12 protein-coding genes and 1 pseudogene are annotated in these 17,935 nt (G+C 61.1%); 11 read left to right on the top strand and 2 right to left on the bottom strand.

Annotation, left to right across the window (positions count from 1 at the left end):
* Window positions 1-102: 102 nt before the first annotated feature.
* A complete protein-coding gene (locus QX071_RS31510; protein ID WP_315706469.1) occupies window positions 103-1,359 on the bottom strand; it encodes an Hsp70 family protein in 1,257 nt (418 codons plus the stop codon).
* Window positions 1,360-2,384: 1,025 nt separating this feature from the next.
* On the opposite strand from QX071_RS31510, the gene QX071_RS31515 reads away from it, so the two are divergent.
* The 4 genes from QX071_RS31515 to QX071_RS31530 all read left to right on the top strand — a co-directional run bounded on the left by QX071_RS31515 (window position 2,385) and on the right by QX071_RS31530 (window position 7,588).
* The gene (locus QX071_RS31515; RefSeq protein WP_315706468.1) at window positions 2,385-3,698 is read left to right on the top strand and encodes a hypothetical protein; all 1,314 of its coding nucleotides are present in this window, start codon (window positions 2,385-2,387) and stop codon (window positions 3,696-3,698) included.
* Window positions 3,699-3,810: 112 nt separating this feature from the next.
* Window positions 3,811-4,353, top strand: coding sequence for a GDSL-type esterase/lipase family protein (locus QX071_RS31520; protein WP_315706467.1), 543 nt, complete (start codon window positions 3,811-3,813; stop codon window positions 4,351-4,353).
* 210 nt (window positions 4,354-4,563) lie between these two features.
* Complete coding sequence (locus tag QX071_RS31525) at window positions 4,564-5,556, top strand: phosphatase PAP2 family protein (RefSeq protein WP_315706466.1); 993 nt, start codon at window positions 4,564-4,566, stop codon at window positions 5,554-5,556.
* A 229-nt stretch (window positions 5,557-5,785) separates the two neighbouring features.
* Window positions 5,786-7,588, top strand: a complete 1,803-nt coding sequence (locus QX071_RS31530; protein ID WP_315706465.1) for a hypothetical protein — start codon at window positions 5,786-5,788, stop codon at window positions 7,586-7,588.
* A gap of 478 nt (window positions 7,589-8,066) precedes the next feature.
* On the opposite strand, the gene QX071_RS31535 is transcribed toward QX071_RS31530, so the two are convergent.
* Complete coding sequence (locus QX071_RS31535; RefSeq protein ID WP_315706464.1) at window positions 8,067-8,300, bottom strand: hypothetical protein; 234 nt, start codon at window positions 8,298-8,300, stop codon at window positions 8,067-8,069.
* Between the two features lie 1,559 nt (window positions 8,301-9,859).
* On the opposite strand from QX071_RS31535, the gene QX071_RS31540 reads away from it, so the two are divergent.
* The 7 genes and pseudogenes from QX071_RS31540 (at window position 9,860) to QX071_RS31565 (ending at window position 17,886) form a co-directional block, all read left to right on the top strand.
* Entirely contained in the window at window positions 9,860-10,885 is a 1,026-nt protein-coding gene (locus tag QX071_RS31540; protein ID WP_315706463.1) for a phosphate/phosphite/phosphonate ABC transporter substrate-binding protein, read from the top strand.
* A 71-nt stretch (window positions 10,886-10,956) separates the two neighbouring features.
* Window positions 10,957-13,539: a PAS domain S-box protein gene (locus tag QX071_RS31545; protein WP_315706462.1), complete on the top strand. Its 2,583-nt coding sequence runs from the start codon at window positions 10,957-10,959 to the stop codon at window positions 13,537-13,539.
* Between the two features lie 78 nt (window positions 13,540-13,617).
* Window positions 13,618-13,869: a hypothetical protein gene (locus QX071_RS31550; protein WP_315706461.1), complete on the top strand. Its 252-nt coding sequence runs from the start codon at window positions 13,618-13,620 to the stop codon at window positions 13,867-13,869.
* Window positions 13,866-15,443, top strand: coding sequence for a sensor histidine kinase (locus tag QX071_RS31555; protein WP_315706460.1), 1,578 nt, complete (start codon window positions 13,866-13,868; stop codon window positions 15,441-15,443). Before QX071_RS31550 ends, QX071_RS31555 begins: the two co-directional genes overlap by 4 nt.
* Window positions 15,436-15,900: a response regulator gene (locus QX071_RS31560; RefSeq protein ID WP_315706459.1), complete on the top strand. Its 465-nt coding sequence runs from the start codon at window positions 15,436-15,438 to the stop codon at window positions 15,898-15,900. Before QX071_RS31555 ends, QX071_RS31560 begins: the two co-directional genes overlap by 8 nt.
* 15 nt (window positions 15,901-15,915) lie before the next feature.
* Window positions 15,916-16,260 (top strand): annotated as a pseudogene (locus tag QX071_RS34160) (response regulator); the annotation flags it as partial.
* Between the two features lie 27 nt (window positions 16,261-16,287).
* Window positions 16,288-17,886: an HD domain-containing phosphohydrolase gene (locus tag QX071_RS31565; protein ID WP_315706458.1), complete on the top strand. Its 1,599-nt coding sequence runs from the start codon at window positions 16,288-16,290 to the stop codon at window positions 17,884-17,886.
* Window positions 17,887-17,935 lie beyond the last annotated feature (49 nt).

A 17,935-nucleotide genomic window follows, 5' to 3' on the forward strand; every position in this document is an offset into this window, starting at 1 on the left:
GAGCGCTACTAATCACATCGGTGACGGCATGGCAATTCCCACGTCTGGGTATGCCGATCGGATCGGACTGACCTGTTGCAGGAAACGCACGTTCGACGGCCGTCAGCCGAACTTCCGTCGCGCGTCGAGCGCGAGCCCGATGCCGACGCTGCCGAGCAGGTCGGTTTCGGCGACGCGTGCACCGGGGAAGGGGGCCAGAATTGCCTGGCGCAGCAACGGCACCATGCTCGATCCGCCGGTTAGGAAGATCGTGGTGACATCGGTCGCCGCGACGCGTGCGTCTTTCAACAGCCGCTGCACCGTTGCGACGATGCGTTCGACGGCGTCAGCGATGGCGGCGTCGAACGCGGGCCGCGTGAAGGAGAACTTCGCCCATGCGCCATGATCGGCGAGCGCCGAGACCGCCGTCTCCGCGCGCGTCAGGGCAATCTTGGCCTCCTCGACCCCGATGGCGACCGCATGGCCCTGGCGCGCCTCGACCAGCGCGATGAAGCGATCGACGAGGTCGCGTCGCGCGGCCTCGTAGCGGATTTGCCGCAGCTCCGGCATCACGTTCTTCTTGTAGAGCTGGTTGATGCGGTGCCAGGTCGCGAGCTCATGATAATAGAGCGAGGGCAGGCTGCGCTTGCCGTCGGCGGTCGGGCTGCCGTAGCCGAGCTCGGGCATCACGCTTTTAAGGCTCAGCAGCCGGTCGAAATCGGTGCCGCCGATATGGATGCCGCCATTGGCCAGGATGTCGCCGGCGCGCTCGGCCCGCTTGCGCCGCTCGGGCGAGACGCGCACGATCGAGAAGTCGGAGGTGCCGCCGCCGATGTCCGCGATCAGGACCAGTTCTTCGCCACGGACATGCTGCTCATAATCGAGCGCGGCGGCGATCGGCTCGTATTGGAAGGCGATGGTCCGGAAGCCCTGCGCACGGGCGATGTTCTCCAGCGCATGTTGCGCCTCAGCGTCGGCCGCATCGTCCTTGTCGACGAAGCGCACCGGGCGGCCGAGCACGACCTCCGTGATCTCTCGGTCGAGCTGGCGTTCCATCTGCGACTTCAGATGCGCGAAATAGAGTCCGAGAATCCCTGAGAACGGCACCGCCTTCTGGCGAATATAGGTCTTCTCGTGGATCAGCGCCGTGCCCAGGATGCTCTTCAGCGCGCGCATGAAGCGCCCGTCATGGCCCTTCAGGTAATGATCGACCGCGCTGCGTCCGAAATGGGTGCGGTGATCCTCGAAATCGAAGAACATCGCGCTCGGGAGCGTCAGGTGGCGGTCTTCGAGCGGGAGCAGGCGGGCTTTCTCTGGATCGCTGATGCCGATGGTGGTGTTCGAAGTGCCGAAGTCTATGCCGCAATAGGCCGCAACCATGCTCGTCTTGCTCGTGTCAGTCCGGGGCGACGGCTTACCCGCTCGGCGGCGTCGTGTCATCCGGCGAATGCCAGGGCTACTGCATATGGGGAAAAACTCGGCCGACGGATCTCTTCCGCGGCCGTCCTTCGAGACGCTCGCCTCCGGCGAGCTCCTCGGGACGAGGGCTGGTTTGCGGCAAAATGGCAGACCCTCATGGTGAGGAGCGCCGCATGCGGCGCGTCTCCGGACGATGCTACGCATTGCCGGGAGAACCATGAGGCCCGATCCAGTTTGCGCCATATGCGATCGCCCTGCGGCGAATGCGGTTCGCGCCATGCGGCTTTACGAACGATCGTGCGATGTCGGCGTCGGCCGCGGCAAGCACCGGCAGAACGCGCATCGGACGGCGGCGGCAGGCCCGTCGAATGAGAGGCCGACGTTTGGCGCCATCCCGGGATCAGCTTGGGCGCCTTACGACGGACTTCCGTCGCGCCGCGCTCTTCGCGCCGAATGTCGGCACGTCACGGTCTATCAATGTCTGTTAACCATCATATCAAGGGCGCGGACCGGCGTCGCCCTGGTGCTGGCTGCTCGAGCCCGGCGGGGGCGAGCTACACACACAGGTTGTAAAATTAACGATCGGTGCATTTTCCGAACGCATTTTTCTCAATCTGGAACCGGATACTTCCAGGTCGCGGCAAATTTGAGACATTCTTGACGCGTCAGTTGGTGCGGCTGTCGTGCTCGATGCTCGTCGCCGTAGCCAGCTGGTGCTGAGGTCGACCCGGATCGGGTGCAGCTCGGCGTCATCGGCGTGATGCAGTGTGTGGCGTTGTGAGTTGAGTAACCGGATGGAAGATTTCCATTCTCTCCCTGAAGAAGTGCCGCGGACCTTTGACCCCCGGTCGTGGCGGGAGGTGAACGGCCCCACGATCCATCCCGGCGGCGCCGGGAACGCGCTGCAGCTCTGCTGCCCGCCGGTCGCTTCCTTCGTGGGGGCTTTCCTGGGCTGCCTTCTTACCCTGGATCTGAGCAGTTCCGGGGTGCCTCCCGCAATTGCATCGGCAACCGTCACGATCCTCTTGTGCGCCTCACTGATCTTGTCGGGGTGGGCCGAACTGGTGCCGAGCGCTTTCTTTTCCTCGGCCTATGGAGGAAGCTTCGGCGGGATGACGCCGGTTGCGGTCCTCAGCGAGAGCGTGGCCCGATCGGGCCTGCCGGTCAGTGCGTCGTTCTCTTTGCTGTCGATCTTTTGCGGGCTGGTGTTCTGTCTCGCCTGCGCAATGGACCTGCGGCGGAGGGGGATCTTGCGCGGCTATGGCGGGCGGCTCGGTGGGCTCGCGGCCATCGCGTCCTTTCTCTTCGTCGGCCTCGGGCCCTTGCTCGGTTCGGATGGCGAGTTGTTTCGCGTTGCTCGTGTCGACGCCTTCGACAGCGATCCCGGCGCGGTGGCACGGATCTTCGCGGTGTGCGCGACCGGCATGCTCGCCACCCTGTTGGTGCTGCGGCAACCGCGGGTGGCCGCGTCGCGCCGCGTGATCAGGATCTTCGCCGCCGCGACCGTTGCGTTCGTCGGCCTCGTCGCGCTCCATGAAATGCAGCCGAATGATCCATGTCTGCAAGACGCATTCTATGCGGGGTGCTTTCTCGGCATGTCGTCGCCGGAGCGGTTGGCAGGTCCGATCCGGCCGGTGTTGGTGTCGTTGGTATTGACCGTCCTTCTTGCCGAGACCTGTCCGATCCTGCCCGCCGTCGGCGGCAGCCTCGGCTTTCTCGCATGCCTGACTGTGCTGGTGTTGGACACCTCGCGCCGCGTCCTCCGCTCGGCGACCTCTGCGATCGTTGCGGGAGAGTGCGATAGCGGCGTTCGGGGACCCGGCGCTGGCCGAGGCTCGTCGGCGGGGATGCCGGCTTGGCGCGCGATACGGTCCTTCGCGACGCTCGCAATGTCGCCTCGCGCTGCGCCTCCGCTTGCGAAAGGGCTGGCGGCAACGCTGCTGTTTGGCGCCGCGCTGGTGCCGTTCGGTTCTGTGCCGGAGCAAGAGGAGCTGTGGACCACCGGATCGATCCGGGGCGTCGAGACCCAGCTCCCGGCGGCCCAGCCGAGATCGGCAGGCATGGTGCCTATGCTGATGAATCCCGGCGCTCTCAGCGAAGCACGAATCGTTGGCACCGCGGATGCCGCCCTTGCGACTGATGGTCCGGCGCAGAGCCGCGCCGAACTCGCGCTGCGGCCGAGCGCGGATGTTCGCAGGGTCGGCTCATCCGATGGGCGTTCGGGTCAGGTCCGGTCGCCGCACACCAAACGCGCTCACGTCGTGGCGCAGCCGGTCTCTCGCAGGAGCAACGCACACTAAACTTTTCGATTGAAATGGGTGATCGAATTTAGGTTACGTTAGCTACTGAACCGGGGCTTGGGCGAGCAAAGAGCCGGAATACAAGCGGACATAAAACCGAAGGGGATTTTATATGATTTTGAACCGAAGACTTGCCGCCTTTTCTGCGGCGTTGCTCTTGTTGACGATGGAAGCGGGCCGACCGGCCTCGGCCGCCCAAGTCGTCGCTATCGGTGCGAGCAATACGATCGGCGCAGGACGGGGTAGCCACCATGGCGGGGTGGTGCCTTCGGACGCTTGGCCCGCTCAACTTGAACAGCTGCTCCATGCCCGCGGCATCGGCGTCGAGGTGAAGAACGCCGGTATTGCCGGAGACACGACTTGCAACATGCTATCTCGATTGGACAGCGAAATCGGGTCCGACACGAAGGTGGTCATCATTCAACCCGGCGGCAACGACGCCTGGAAAGGCACTTGCAGGTTCGACACAGCGAAGAATGTGGCTGAGATGCAGCAACAACTTCGGGCACGCGGCATCAAGTCGATCTTGCTCGTTCGCCTGGGAAGCATTGCCGGCAAGAGCAATCTTGAGGTCGACGGTCAGCACTTCAACAAAGCGGGCCATGCGGCGATCGCAGCCTGGTTGCTTCCGAAGGTCGCTGCTGGGTTGCGATAGCCTGCCATTGCAGCAGCAATTCATTGGCCGGTCCTGGCGCCAAGCGTGCGTCTCGGGATACAAAAGAGCGTCAAGCCGACCGGAAACGTAAAGGCAGCCCCCGACGAGGACTGCCGGACGATCGGAATACAATGTAGGGGGGCGTCTTTAGTCTACATTAGCAAATGCCGATAATAGTCGCCGCCAAGAGCAATTGCAATTTGGTCGGAAATGAACAGCGACGAGGCCGGTCTTGCTTGGCGCACATTCAACTTGAATTGGATACCCGTCGCGATTCTCGGGGCTGTGCTGTTCTGCGTCACACTGTGTACGAACTTTTCCCTGGAACCGATGGCCTTCGGCGTTGCCGTTGCAATTGCTCTTCTACTTGCGGCTGTCGCCTATGGTTCCGCGCTCATAAAGCCGGATGTTGCAGATCCTAAGCTCGTCTTCTGGTTTGGCGCGACGGCCCAGATCATAGTGGTCACGGCGATTGTTGGACCGCTGAGCTACGTCGCAAACGCGTTGAACTGGCCGCTGCAGGACCAGACGCTATTGGTAATTGACCGTGCCATCGGGATGGACCCTCAACCGATCGCAGCCTTTTTCAACGAGCACAGTTGGCTCGTGAAGTACCTGAACGTCGGTTATGGCTTCATCAAATGGCCGCTGCTGGGCATCCCCATCATTTTGACGATGACGCTGCGATTCACGAGGCTTCAGCAGTTCGTACTTGCGTTGAACCTTGCGCTCGCCGTGACGATCGTCATTTCAGTGTTCGTTCCGGCCGTCGGGACCTACTATGGTCTTGGCTTGTCGCCGGCAGAGCAATTTCCGTTGATTGATTCGACCAATTATGCGGCGCAGCTTCGTGATATCCTGGCGCTACGCGATGGGTCGCTCCGTCATCTTGAACTGCTCAGGTTGTCGGGCATCGTCTCCTTTCCAAGTTTCCATACGGCGTCGGCGGTTCTCTATATGTGGGCGGTGTGGCCGGTCCGAGCTTTCCGGTGGGCAACGATTGCGCTCAACACATGGATGATTGCGGCAACGCCCTTGATCGGCGCGCACTATATCATCGACGTCGTGGGCGGCGCCGTCGTGGCTGCCGGAGCCGTTCTTCTGACCAAACATCTCTTCAGATCCTTGCTTCTCGGATCCAGGCGTCGAAAAGCGTCCCTGGTGGACGTGAATCAGCCCGAGCTCCGCTTCAGCCTCAAGTAGTCGCCAAATCGCTTCGTGCGATCTCTCCGCTTGTCATGACGGATCGACGCGAATCCAGGACGAGCAGTCCGTGCATAGTAGTTTCTTTAACATGTGATGATAACTTGGAGCGCTCGGGCGATCTGAGGCGCTCCGGCCGCCGGCGTGTGGGAGGGATCGCAGGCGCCTCGCGTTCTTGATTTTGATGTGGAAACCGGTCGTTGTCGCGGCTGGTATTGATGGACGACCGATGTCGGATCTCGTTTCAATCTCGAGCCTTTCTCCGACGGAGCCGCGAAGGGTGAGTGCCGGGGTCCTGATAACGGGGCTCGGACTCGCGGTTGTGCTCGCGATCAAACTGTTGTCGATCAAGACCGGCGTCTTCGATGCCATGTCCACCGACGATGCCATGCGTTTGGTCGAAGTGCGCGACCTGATCAACGGGCAAGGGTGGTTTGACCTCCGGCAATATCGACTGGACCCGCCTGGCGTGCCGATGCACTGGTCGCGCCTTATCGATCTGCCCTTGGCCGTCTCGATCCTGCTGTTGAAGCCTCTGATCGGAATGCACCACGCCGAGGCGGTGACGCTGTTTATCTGGCCTCTGCTGCTGTTCGCCATTGCTATCGCGCTTGCCGTCGCGATTGCCCGGCAGATGAGCGACGGCGCCGTAACGTCACAGATCGGCGCCGCCGTGCTGGCTATGCTGGCGGTGCCGGCGCTCGTTCATTTCCGGCCAGGCGGGATCGATCATCACAACGCCCAGATCGATCTGTTGCTTTCCATGGTCCTGTTCACGTTGCAGATCGAGCGGAGTGCGATCAAGGCCGCGTTGGCGGGCCTCGCTGCGTCGTTATCGCTGGCCATCGGCGTCGAGATGCTGCCTGCGATCGCCACGATAAGCGTTGCTGTGGTCGGGCTATTCATATGGCGGGGCGCTCCCGTCGCGCGCCAAGTTGCAGCCTTTGCGATCGCGCTGGCGGCCTCGTCGCTGCTACTCGCATTGGCTTTGCTTTCGCCGCAAGCGCTGGCGGCGCCCGTCTGTGACGCGTTGGGCGGTCCGCTACTGCTGCTGACCGTCGGCGGTGGCGTCGGCTTGGTCTTCATGGTCGGAATTGATCATGTCCGCTCTGCTCTATGGCTCCGCGTTGTCACTGCAAGCGCAGTGGCGGTTGGCTTGATGGGCGCGTTGATCGTGCTGTTTGCGGGATCACTTGCGTTGCCTTACGCACAGCTTGATCCGCTTGTGGTGTCGATATGGCTCGATAACGTTCAAGAGACTGTCTCACTTGCGAGGATGCTCCGGCTTGGTGCGGAGGTGGTTCTCGGCTTTTACGCCTTTCCTTTCGTTGCGTTGGGGATAGCTGTTGCGGCGCTTCTCCGGTCGAATCCGCAGGATCGCTTCCGTTGGGTGCTTGGCGTCGTGACGCTCGCCTCGTTGATCGGAATTAGCGCTTGGGAGGTGCGAGGCGCAGCCGGCGCAAACATGGTGGCAGCCCCGATTTTCGCCGCGGGCGCCGTGACGCTCTGGCCGTCGCTCGCCATTGGAAGCAACCTGGTGCTGCTGGCATTCGCCGTTTCACCGATGATGTTTGCAATATTGGGGCCTTCCGCGAAGCCGCTGATCGAGCTGATCTTCAAGTCGCAGCCGATGATCTTCGACCCCGATGCGTTGAGGTGCCAGAGCGTTTCGGACGCCGCTTCCATGAGACAGCTTCCCAAGGGGCGCGTGATGGCGCCGATCGATTTTGGACCGGCCATACTGGCGGAAACGGACCACGACGTGTTCGCCGCGCCGTACCATCGCAACAATGACGGCAATCTCGCAATGCTCCAGCTGATGATGGCGCCAGCGCCGGTTGCGCATCGAATGCTGTTGGATCGCCAGATCGATTACGTGGTGATCTGCCGCACGTCCCCAGATCGAAGCGTCATTGAACGCGCCCCAGATGGTTTGGAGGCAGCCCTGGTCCGCGGCGAAACGCCTGAATTTCTTGAGCCGATAGGCCTCGGATCCACAAACAAAATCGCGGCGTGGCGGCTGCGAAAGTGAAGCCTCGGTCGCGAGCGGCCGACCTCCTCCTATCCGGCCCTGAGAGACCGTCAAAGGTCACACACTGTGTGCCGCACCGCATAAAGCGGTGAAATTAACCAAAAATCCAATGATTCCGTTGGCGGTGCGACGCATAAGATTGTCGCACGCGACACATAAGAGCGTATCGAAAAATTTGCGAAACCGCGCGGACCGCCTGCGACAGAGCGCATGCTGGTAGGGTGGTTGCGGCGAGCGTGGCGGATCGGAAATATCCGGCGACCGACTTTTCGCGCCGTTTACAGGGGGATCCGTTTGCCAAACGGTCTGGTTGGATGTGACCTAAGGCCCGTTCGATGGTGAAACCGCCGCACGGCGCTGGGCAATAGAATTACAACAATATATTGTGATTTTCATTATTTGCAGCCGGTTGGGTGTGCCAACTTTTCGGAAGCCGCTCCTCTCGGCTTTTGATGGTGTGAGGCAGTCAGATGTCGTGCTAGAGCGGGTCGTTGTCGGCGACCGCTTCCCAGACCGGCTCCTCGGCTGGCTGCTTGGCCCACGACCCCGTCGGGTTCGCGCGGTCCAACAACTCGCCGGCAACGGCGCCCAGTCCGGCGGTCTGCAACGCGGCCATCTGGAATGCGTCGCGAGCGGCGAAGTCATCCTCCGAGAGGTCGTCATCGAGCAGGCTGAGCGGCTCTTCGAGGTCGCGCCGAAGGTAGTTGTGCAAATCTTTGAAGCCACACGATCGGGCGGCGAGATCGAGGCAGAATGCATGCTTGAGCTTGACACCCTGCGCAGCCGTTGCGTCATGCCCTTCATGCGGTCGTCGGCCGTCACGATGATCATCGTGTACTGCTCGTTGACGTTGGGGATGGTGCGGGCGGCTCCGGCGTAGGACTGGCGCCAGCGTTCGATGTCGTCGCAGAGCTCCGTCAGCGTCGTGAAACGCTTGTTGCGGAGGAGTTCGCTCAGCTCGCGCAGAGGCCTTTCGGTGAGTGCCCTCGTCCGCAGCATGGGGCCATAGATGATCGAGATGTCATGTCGCTCAGCCCAAGAGCGAAGCGCCGAATGGCGGCGGTATTCGAAGTTGTTGTCGATCCAGACCTCTTCAGGAAGTCCCGACCGAAGGACTCGCCGGTCCAGCGTCGCGGCGATATCAATGGCGGCCGTGAGCGATACGGTCGCGCTCAGGGGACAACGCGCGTGGACGTCGATCACCGTCGTCACGAACGGCCTGAGGTCCAGGTCGAGCATCGCGGAATCGATGATCTATGCCTGATTTCTGAGCGGGACCGGGTAGGCGGTCATGTTCGCCATGAGCTACGTAGTTCTGAACTTCATCTCGACTTCCTTTCTGCTCGAAGGTTTCGGCTTATCCACGGCTCGCCGGCCGCCGAGCGCGATGTTGAACCGCCGCGTCGGAGCGCCCCATACATTGTAGACACGACATTGCTCAGATGGCATCTGGGACATTGTGGGCGCGTCTTATTTGTCGCGGCCTTGTCGCTCTGAAAGAGAATCTGACGCAAACATCTTCCAGAGGTTGATCTGCATCAACGAAGCGACGCCGCATGCATGCAGCGTTAGCCGTTGGTCAGCAAGTGGAGCCGTTCGGCTCTCAGCCGTATGCCTTCTGGGAAGTCATAAGTACAAGCTTTGTCGAGCGGGCATTTTCTGTCGAATGTCCGACATGAACGGGCCCAAGGAAACAATGAAGAAATACTCTCAAAGAAAGAGCTGTGGGGGAGTGCATGAGTCCTCTCTGGCTTCATCGACACGTTCGACTTTGGCGGAGCAGTCTCGCATCGGGCAACTCGATCTGTCGGATCAGCTCATCGCTGAACAGCACGCTCAGATACGCAAGCGTTCCGGACGTCGCAAAGAATTGGAAGATCAAGATCGGCGTCTCGACCGGGCGCTGCAAACACGTGCGTTGCAATTAGCAACCACGGAAACGCGGTACCGCACGGCTTCCGCCGAACGTCGGGTCTGTCGAAGGCGTCACCAGGACGGCGAAGAACGCCTCGTAGAGATACAGGTGCCGTTTGAGCGGCTTTCTCTATTGCAGCGGCATTGCGACTCCAAAGTAATGGCTCTTGTCCCTTGTGCGCCAGCAAATTGTTCGGCGTGTTCCGGCGGGCGCATGGTTCCGAGTTAGCCGGCACGGGCATCGGGCTAGCTATCGGCCGGTGCATCGTGGCGCGGTATGATGGGCGGGTGTGGGCCGAAGGTAAGGTGAACGAGGGGCGACGCTCTATTTTACCTTTTCGGTACGGGAGGACTCTCATGTCTGAAGCGCACGCCGGGCTCGAAATCCAAAATGGAGCGATGTCCCCGGCGGTATTGTGTCGGCGGATTGTAGCCTTCTGCCACCTGGTTTTCGAACCGCCTCGTATGAGTGAGGCGAGGAGAATCCTGTTGCTTGGAGTTGTTGCGCTCGTGCTTGTGGGATGCGGTCAGAGCGAGGAGGACAAAGCGGCCGAACCCAAGTTCACGCAGCAGGCGCCGGCGGCGGCCGGCAAGGAATATGCTTTCGCCATCCATCCCCTGCACAATCCGGTACGCATGTTCGAAATCTATGGCCCGTTGATCGATTATCTCAATCGCAACATTCAGGGCGCCTCGTTCCGGTTGGAAGCCTCGCGCAATTACGAGGCCTTCGAGAAAAAGCTGTACGCACGGGAGCTTGAGTTCGCTCTCCCCAATCCATACCAGACGCTGATTTCGCTGAGCCACGGCTACCACGTCATCGCCAAGATGGGGGACGACTACAAGTTCACCGGCGTCGTTCTTGTCAGGCGCGACAGTGGCATCAAGAACCTGTCAGACCTCAAGGGCAAGAAGGTGTCGTATCCCGCCAGCACTGCGCTCGCCGCCGCCATGATGCCGCAATACTATTTCCAGTCCCACGGCCTGGACGTGAACCGCGACATTGAGAACATTTATGTCGGTTCGCAGGAATCATCCATCATGAACGTGTATCTCGGCAATGTCGCCGCCGGTGTGACCTGGCCGTTGCCGTGGGAGGCGTTTCAGAAAGAACACCCTGACAAGGCAAGCGAGCTGGAACTCAAATGGGAAACCGAACCGCTCATCAACAACGGGGTCGTGGCCAGGGATGATCTCCCCGAACAACTCGTGAAGCGCGTAGCGCAACTGCTCGACACCTTGCACACCAGTGAGGAAGGGAAGAAGATCCTGGCGCGCATGCCGTTATCCCGCTTCGAACTTGCGGATGACCGGCGCTACCGCGTGATCGACGATTTTCTGAAAAAATTCAGCCAGACCGTGCGTCCGCTCGATAACCAATAGCGAGAGAGCAAATGGGTCCTTCGGAAATTGCATCGCGAAGGTCGTTCAGGCGGCAGATCATTCTGACTTTCGTGGTCGGCTTCTTTTTCCTGATTTCGGCCTTTTCGATCTATTTGGTGGAGTCCGAAAGGACCCAGCGTCATCTCAACAGCATCAATGAAACGACAGGCTTGGCGCAGTCACTTGCGGCCAACTCCGTTCCCTGGGTGCTGGCAAACGACGTGGAGGGCTTGGAGGAAGTCGTTCTTTCCTTGCAGAGGTATCCGGAGTTTCGTTATGCCATGGTCATTTCTCCCTCGGGCCGTGTGCTGGCGCACAGCGACCTGGCGAAGGTGGGGCAGTTCCTCTCCGACGAGAAGAGCCTGGCTCTCCTCGAGGCGCCACCCGAGAACCGGGTCATGAGAGACGACGCGTCCGTAGCCGAGGTCGCCGTGCCCGTCAGTGTCGGTCAAAGGCATGTCGGCTGGGCAAGGATCGGGCTGGGGCGAGAGAAAAATTCCGGCGAGCTGCGACGCTTGACGTTGGGAAGTGCGCTCTTCGTGCTGCTTGCCACGATCTCAGCGTTGCTCGCAGCCCTCCTTATCGCGAACCGGCTTGGGCATCGGATCGGATTGCTGGTGAGGGTGGCTGAGGAAGTGCAGGCCGGGAATTACGCGACGCGAGCGAACATTCCGGGTGGCGAGGACGAAATCACCAGGCTGGCTTCCAGCTTGAATCACATGCTGGATGCGCTGGCGAGGAATGAAGGGAGCCTACGGGCGGCCGCGCGCTATACCCGCAGTCTGATCGAGGCGAGCCTCGATCCATTGGTGACCATCAACCCGGATGGCAAGATCACCGACGTGAACGAAGCCACGATCCGGGCCACCGGGGTCGCGCGCGAAGTGTTGGTTGGAAGCGATTTCTCCAATTACTTCACCGAGCCGGATAGGGCACGCGCCGGCTACCGGGAAGTCTACGCGAAGGGTTTCGTGACCGAGTATCCCCTGGCGATTCGTCACGTCTCTGGCGCTGCAATCGACGTTCTCTATAATGCGAGCCTTTACCGCGACGAGAGGGGCGACGTGGCCGGAGTCTTTGCCGCGGCGCGCGACATCACGGAGCGCAAGCGGAGCGAGGAGCGGAACGCGCAGCTCGCGGCGATCGTGGAGTCCAGCGACGATGCGATCTTCGGCAAGACGCTGGAGGGCGTCATCACCAGCTGGAACAAGGGCGCAGAGCTGATTTACGGCTACACCGCGCAGGAAGTGGTCGGCAGGTCGGTCTCGGTCCTGATGCCGCCCGGGCGCAGGCAGGAGATGTCAAGCAATCTCGCCTTGATCCGGGAAGGACGCCATATCGTGCATTTCGAGACACCGCGGCGCAGGAAAGACGGGAAGGAAATTTACGTGTCGCTGACGATGTCTCCGGTGAAGGATGACGCGGGGCACATCATCGGCGCATCGGCGATCGAGCGCGACGTCACCGAGCTGAAGCAGGCGGGGGACGCGCTGCGGCAACGAGAGGCGGACCTGCGTGTGGCCTCGCTCTACACCCGCAGTCTGATCGAGGCTAGCCTCGATCCGCTTATGACGATCGACCCGGACGGGAGGATCACCGACGTGAATGAAGCGACGATCCTGGCTACCGGGATCGCGCGCGAGGCGCTCATCGGGAGTGATGTCTCCGCCTATTTCACCGAGCCGGACAAGGCGCGCGCCGGATACCAGGAGGTCTACGCGAAGGGGTTCGTGACCGATTATCCGCTCGCGATTCGTCACGTCTCGGGCAATGTGACCGACGTTCTCTTTAATGCGAGCGTCTACCGCGACGAGAAAGGAAACGTGGCCGGCGTCTTCGCCGCGGCGCGCAACGTCACCGCGCTGAGGCGGACGGAAAGGGAATTGCGCAAAGAGCGCGAACATCTCGAAGAACTGGTTGCGATGCGCACGGCGGAACTGACCACGGCGAACGGTGATCTCGAAGCGACCAACGGGGAGCTGGAGGCATTTGCCTATTCGGTCTCGCACGACCTCAGAGTGCCGCTCCGGGCGATCGACGGGTTCTCCCGCATCCTGCTGGAGGATTATTCCGGCAAGCTCGACGCCGAGGGCCAGCGGGTGCTGAACGTCGTGCGCGACAACGCGATCAAGATGGCCCGGCTGATCGACGACATCCTAGCGTTTTCGCGGGCAGGCCGCAGCGAGATCGCGCCGGCGCGGATCGATATGGATGAGGCGGTCCGCGCCGTGATCGAGGAATTGGCGCCGGCCGTCGCGGGGCGCAAACTGACCTTCGACATCAAGCCGCTGGCGCCGGCGCAAGGCGACGCCGCCATGATTAGGCGGGTTTGGACCAATCTGATCGATAACGCCGTCAAGTTCACCGCGCCCAAGCCCGACGCCGTCATCGAGATCGGGTCGACCGCCGGCAAGGACGAAACCACCTACTACGTCAAGGACAACGGCGCGGGCTTCGACATGCAATACGCCACAAAACTGTTCGGCGTGTTCCAGCGGCTGCATGGTTCCGAATTCGCCGGCACCGGCATCGGGCTCGCTATCGTCAAGCGCATCGTCGTGCGGCATGGCGGGCGGGTGTGGGCCGAAGGCAAGGTGAACGAGGGCGCGACGTTTTACTTTACCCTGCCGGTTCGGGAGGACTCTCATGCCTGAAGCGCACGCCGTGGTCGAAATCTTTCTGGTCGTCGGGGATAAGGCAATCGATGCGGAGCCTTGCATCCGGAGAGACGAGTGAAACAGCCGGAGAACAAGCAAATAATCGCAGTCTTTGTCGGTCATGGACTGGCGATCTTTCTGGCTGTGATATTGATCGCATTCTCCGTTCACGCATTGACGGCACTGCAGCAAATTTCGCGCAACGCGAGCGTCTACCAAGAGGAGAGGGGCAAAGTAGCCGGCGTCTTCGCCGCGGCGCGCGACGTCACCGAGTACGTTTGCAGTGCCATTTCACGCTTGGCCGACCCTAAACGATGGCGGCTATGAGAATTCGAATCACGATTTCACGCGCCATTTTTGCATTTGGCATGCTCACGGTGGTCGGTCTCGTTGTGGTGATCGTCGCGAGCAATTATGCGCTCTCCCAACTCAAGGTCGGCGGCCCTATTTACAACAGGATCGTACTTGGGAACGATCTTGTCTCGGACATTCTGCCTCCGCCAGAATACGTCATCGAGGCCTATCTCGAAGCGACACTAGCCCTCCATGATCCCCCATCGTTCGCGATGCACCGCGATCGGCTGGTTCAGTTGAAGAAGGACTATGATGAGAGACACAGCTTCTGGTCGAATTCCGGCCTTGATCCCGCGATCAAGAAGAAGCTGCTCGAAAAATCGCACCGTGATGTCCAGCGCTTCTGGACCTTGGTTGAACAGTCTTTTTTGCCCGCGCTGGCCACGGCCGATACCGCTGCGGCGGCCAAATCATATGCGGACATAACGGCGGCCTATACTGCGCATCGCGCAGTGATCGAAGAGATCGTCAAACAGACCAAGGATGATAATGCTGCCACTGAAGCCGAAGCCGCCAGGCGAGTTAGATTTTTCACTTGGGTTCCCTCGGGCATTTTCGCACTCGTCCTTGTTATTGTTGGTGCCGGAATCGCCGGTGTCGTAAAGGGCGTTATCCATCCGATCGTCAAGATGACCGATGTCATGCAGCGCCTCGCCAGTGGAGAATTGGAAAGCGAAATTCCTTCCCTCGGCCGAAAGGACGAGGTCGGCGCGATGGCTGGCGCGGTTCAGGTCTTCAAGGAAAACGCCTTGCGTGTTCGGGCCATTGAAGAGGAACTGCGCAGGGAACATCAACACCTCGAAGAGCTGGTGACACTCCGGACAGCGGATCTGACGAAGGCCAACGCAAGGCTCGAAGCGTCCAACAAGGAGTTGGAGGCATTTTCCTATTCGATCTCGCACGACCTCAGAGTGCCGCTCCGGGCGATCGACGGCTTCTCCCGTCTCCTGCTGGAAGATTATTCCAGCAAGCTCGACGCCGAGGGCCAGCGGGTGCTGAACGTCGTGCGCGACAGCACGCTCAAAATGGCCGAGCTGATCGACGACATCCTTGCGTTTTCGGGGGTCGGCCGCAGTGAGTTGATTTCGGTGCAGATCGACATGGATGGATTGGTCCGCCACCTGCTCAGGGTATTCGAGCCGACGGTCGCGGGGCGCAAGCTGACCTTCGACATCAAGCCGCTGGCGCCGGCGCAGGGCGACGCGGCCATGATCCGGCAGGTCTGGACCAATCTGATCGAGAACGCCATCAAGTTCACCGGACCCAAGCCCGACGCCGTCATCGAGATCGGCTCGACCACTGGCGAAAAGGAAACAATCTACTATGTCAAGGACAATGGCGTGGGCTTCGACATGCAATATGCCAGTAAACTGTTCGACGCGTTCCAGCGGCTGCATGGCGCCGAATTCACCGGCGCCGGCATCGGGCTCGCTATCGTCAAGCGCATCGTCGCGCGGCACGATGGGCGGGTGTGGGCCGATGGCAAGGTGAACGAGGGCGCGACGATTTATTTTGCCCTGCCTGTCCAGGAGGACTCTCATGTCTGACGCAAACGCAGTGGTCGAAATTCTTCTGGTCGAGGACAATGCAACCGATGCGGAACTTTGTATCCGCGCGCTCAAGAAGCACAATCTGGCCAACCGGCTTGTATGGGTGAAGGACGGCGCCGAGGCGCTCGACTTCCTGTTCGCCAGGGGCGCCTTCGCCGACCGCGCGGCCTCCGCCGGCCATGCGGCCTCGATCCAGCCGAAGGTCGTCCTGCTCGATCTCAGGCTGCCCAAGGTCGATGGGCTCGAGGTCATCCGCAAGGTCCGGGCCGACGCTGTGTTGAAGGTACTTCCTATCGTCGTTCTGACATCGTCGAAGGAGGATCGCGACGTTGTGGAAGCCTACAAGCTCGGCGCCAACGCCTTCGTCAGCAAACCGGTGGAGTTCGATGAGTTCGCCACCAAGGTCGCGCAGCTCGGCCTCTTTTGGCTGCTTGTCAACAAGCCGCCGCTTTAGATCGGACGCACGCGCATGGATCCGGCACCGGATAGATCTCTCAAGATCCTGATCCTGGAGGACGAGCCGACCGACGCGGAGCTGGTCGAGCGCACGCTGCGCAAGGCCGGCCTCAAAATCGTCGTGGAGCGGACCGCGACCGGGCGAGGCTTTGCCGAGGCGCTAGACAAGTTCAAGCCGGACATCATATTGGCGGATTACAAGTTGCCCGATTTCGATGGGCTTGCAGCGGTCAAGCTCGTTCGAAAGAAGGATCCGGAGCTGCCTGTGATCGCGGTCTCGGGTTTCATTGGCGACCAGGCTGCGGTCGAACTGATCAGGGCAGGCGCCAACGATTACGTGCTCAAGGACCGTCTGGCGCGGTTGCCCTCCGCCGTGCAGCGGGCCATGGCCGAGACGGAAGGGCGGCGCGAACGCAAACGCGCGGAAGAGGCGCTGCGTGAAAGCGAGGTGAAGCTGCGCGAGAGCGAAGCGATGTATCGTTCGCTGGTCGCGGCAATGGCCGAAGGCGTTGTGTTTCAGGCAGCCAGCGGAGACGTCATTGCAACCAACCCGGCCGCCGCGAGAATCCTTGGGGGGCCTTCCGAACGGCGGCTGTTTGGGTTGAAATCGGACACCGTCCCCTGGCCCTGCATTCGTGAAGACGGAACTCCGTTCCCCGCAGAATCTCACCCTTCCATGGTCACCTTGCGCACCGGCCAGCCGCAACAGGATGTGGTGATGGGCCTGTGCCAACCCGACAGGGCGCCGACCTGGATTTCCATCAATTCGCAGCCCTTGCTGTTCGCGGGGGAGACGGCTCCACATGCGGTCGTCACGACTTTTCACGACATCACCGGGCGGAAGCAGGCGGAACGCGCACTTCATCGACTCAACCGGACGCTCAGAACCCTCAGCGCCGCCGACGCAGCAGTCGTGCGCGCAACAACCGAGCAGGAATTGCTCGACGAAATGTGTCGGATCGGCGTGGAATTCGGTGGCTATCGCCTGGCCTGGATCGGTTTTGTCGAACACGACGAGGCCAAGTCGATACGGCCGGTGGCATGGGCTGGCGAGCATCCCGAATTTGTTCAAACGGCGAATATCACCTGGGCGGACACCGAGCGGGGACGGGGCCCGACCGGGACCGCGATCCGGACCGGTGAAGTGCAGATCAACCAGGACGTCGCGACCAATCCGAATATGCTGCCTTGGCGGGCCGACATGCTCAGATACGGTTTCAACGCCTGCATCACACTGCCTCTCAAGAATAAATCGGAAGTGTTCGGCAGCGTCGCATTCTACGCGAGCGAACAGGATGCCTTCGGCCCGGAGGAGGTCGTCCTGCTGAAGGAGCTGGCTGGAGATCTTGCGTTTGGCATTTCAGCGCGGCGCGACCGTGCCGGGCACGAGGCGGCGCTCTCGGTCGTGCAGGAAAACCTGAAATCGACCGTCCAGGCGATCGCCGCCGCAGTCGAAATGCGCGACGTTTACACGGCAGGCCATCAGCGCCGGGTGGCCGATCTCGCGGTCGCAATCGCGCGCGCGATCGGTCTGACAGAGGAGCAGATCGAGGGCGTCTTCCTTGCAGGCCTGATTCACGATGTCGGCAAGATCAATGTGCCGGCCGAGATCCTGAGCAAGCCCGGCAAGTTGACGCCGCTCGAATTCCAGATGGTCCAGACCCACGCGCAAACCGGATATGACATCGTAAAGGGCATCAAGTTTCCCTGGCCCGTCGCCCAAGCCATCCTGCAGCATCACGAGCGGCTCGACGGTTCGGGCTACCCGAACCACCTCAAAGGCGAGGACATCCTGATCGAGGCCAAGATCCTGGCGGTCGCCGATGTAGTTGACGCGATGGTGTCGCATCGCCCCTATCGGGCCGGGCTTGGTCTCGATGCGGCTCTGGCCGAGATCGAGGCTGGGAAAAACCGTATTTACGATCCGGCGGCTGTCGACGCCTGCGTTGCCCTCTTCCGCCAGAAGGGCTTCAAGTTCAGTTGATTCAAGTTCGACTGAACTGCACGCTGCAATCGGCATTGGCGGAGGCCGG

It is taken from the genome of Bradyrhizobium sp. SZCCHNS1022, from assembly GCF_032484835.1.
Lineage (GTDB): Bacteria > Pseudomonadota > Alphaproteobacteria > Rhizobiales > Xanthobacteraceae > Bradyrhizobium.

Coding starts and splice junctions, on each gene's coding strand:
- QX071_RS31525 (WP_315706466.1), top strand. CDS start 4,564: ATGAACAGCGACGAGGCCGGTCTTGCTTGGCGCACATTCAACTTGAAT.
- QX071_RS31540 (WP_315706463.1), top strand. CDS start 9,860: ATGTCTGAAGCGCACGCCGGGCTCGAAATCCAAAATGGAGCGATGTCC.
- QX071_RS31530 (WP_315706465.1), top strand. CDS start 5,786: ATGTCGGATCTCGTTTCAATCTCGAGCCTTTCTCCGACGGAGCCGCGA.
- QX071_RS31565 (WP_315706458.1), top strand. CDS start 16,288: ATGGCCGAGACGGAAGGGCGGCGCGAACGCAAACGCGCGGAAGAGGCG.
- QX071_RS31520 (WP_315706467.1), top strand. CDS start 3,811: ATGATTTTGAACCGAAGACTTGCCGCCTTTTCTGCGGCGTTGCTCTTG.
- QX071_RS31555 (WP_315706460.1), top strand. CDS start 13,866: ATGAGAATTCGAATCACGATTTCACGCGCCATTTTTGCATTTGGCATG.
- QX071_RS31560 (WP_315706459.1), top strand. CDS start 15,436: ATGTCTGACGCAAACGCAGTGGTCGAAATTCTTCTGGTCGAGGACAAT.
- QX071_RS31510 (WP_315706469.1), bottom strand. CDS start 1,359: ATGGTTGCGGCCTATTGCGGCATAGACTTCGGCACTTCGAACACCACC.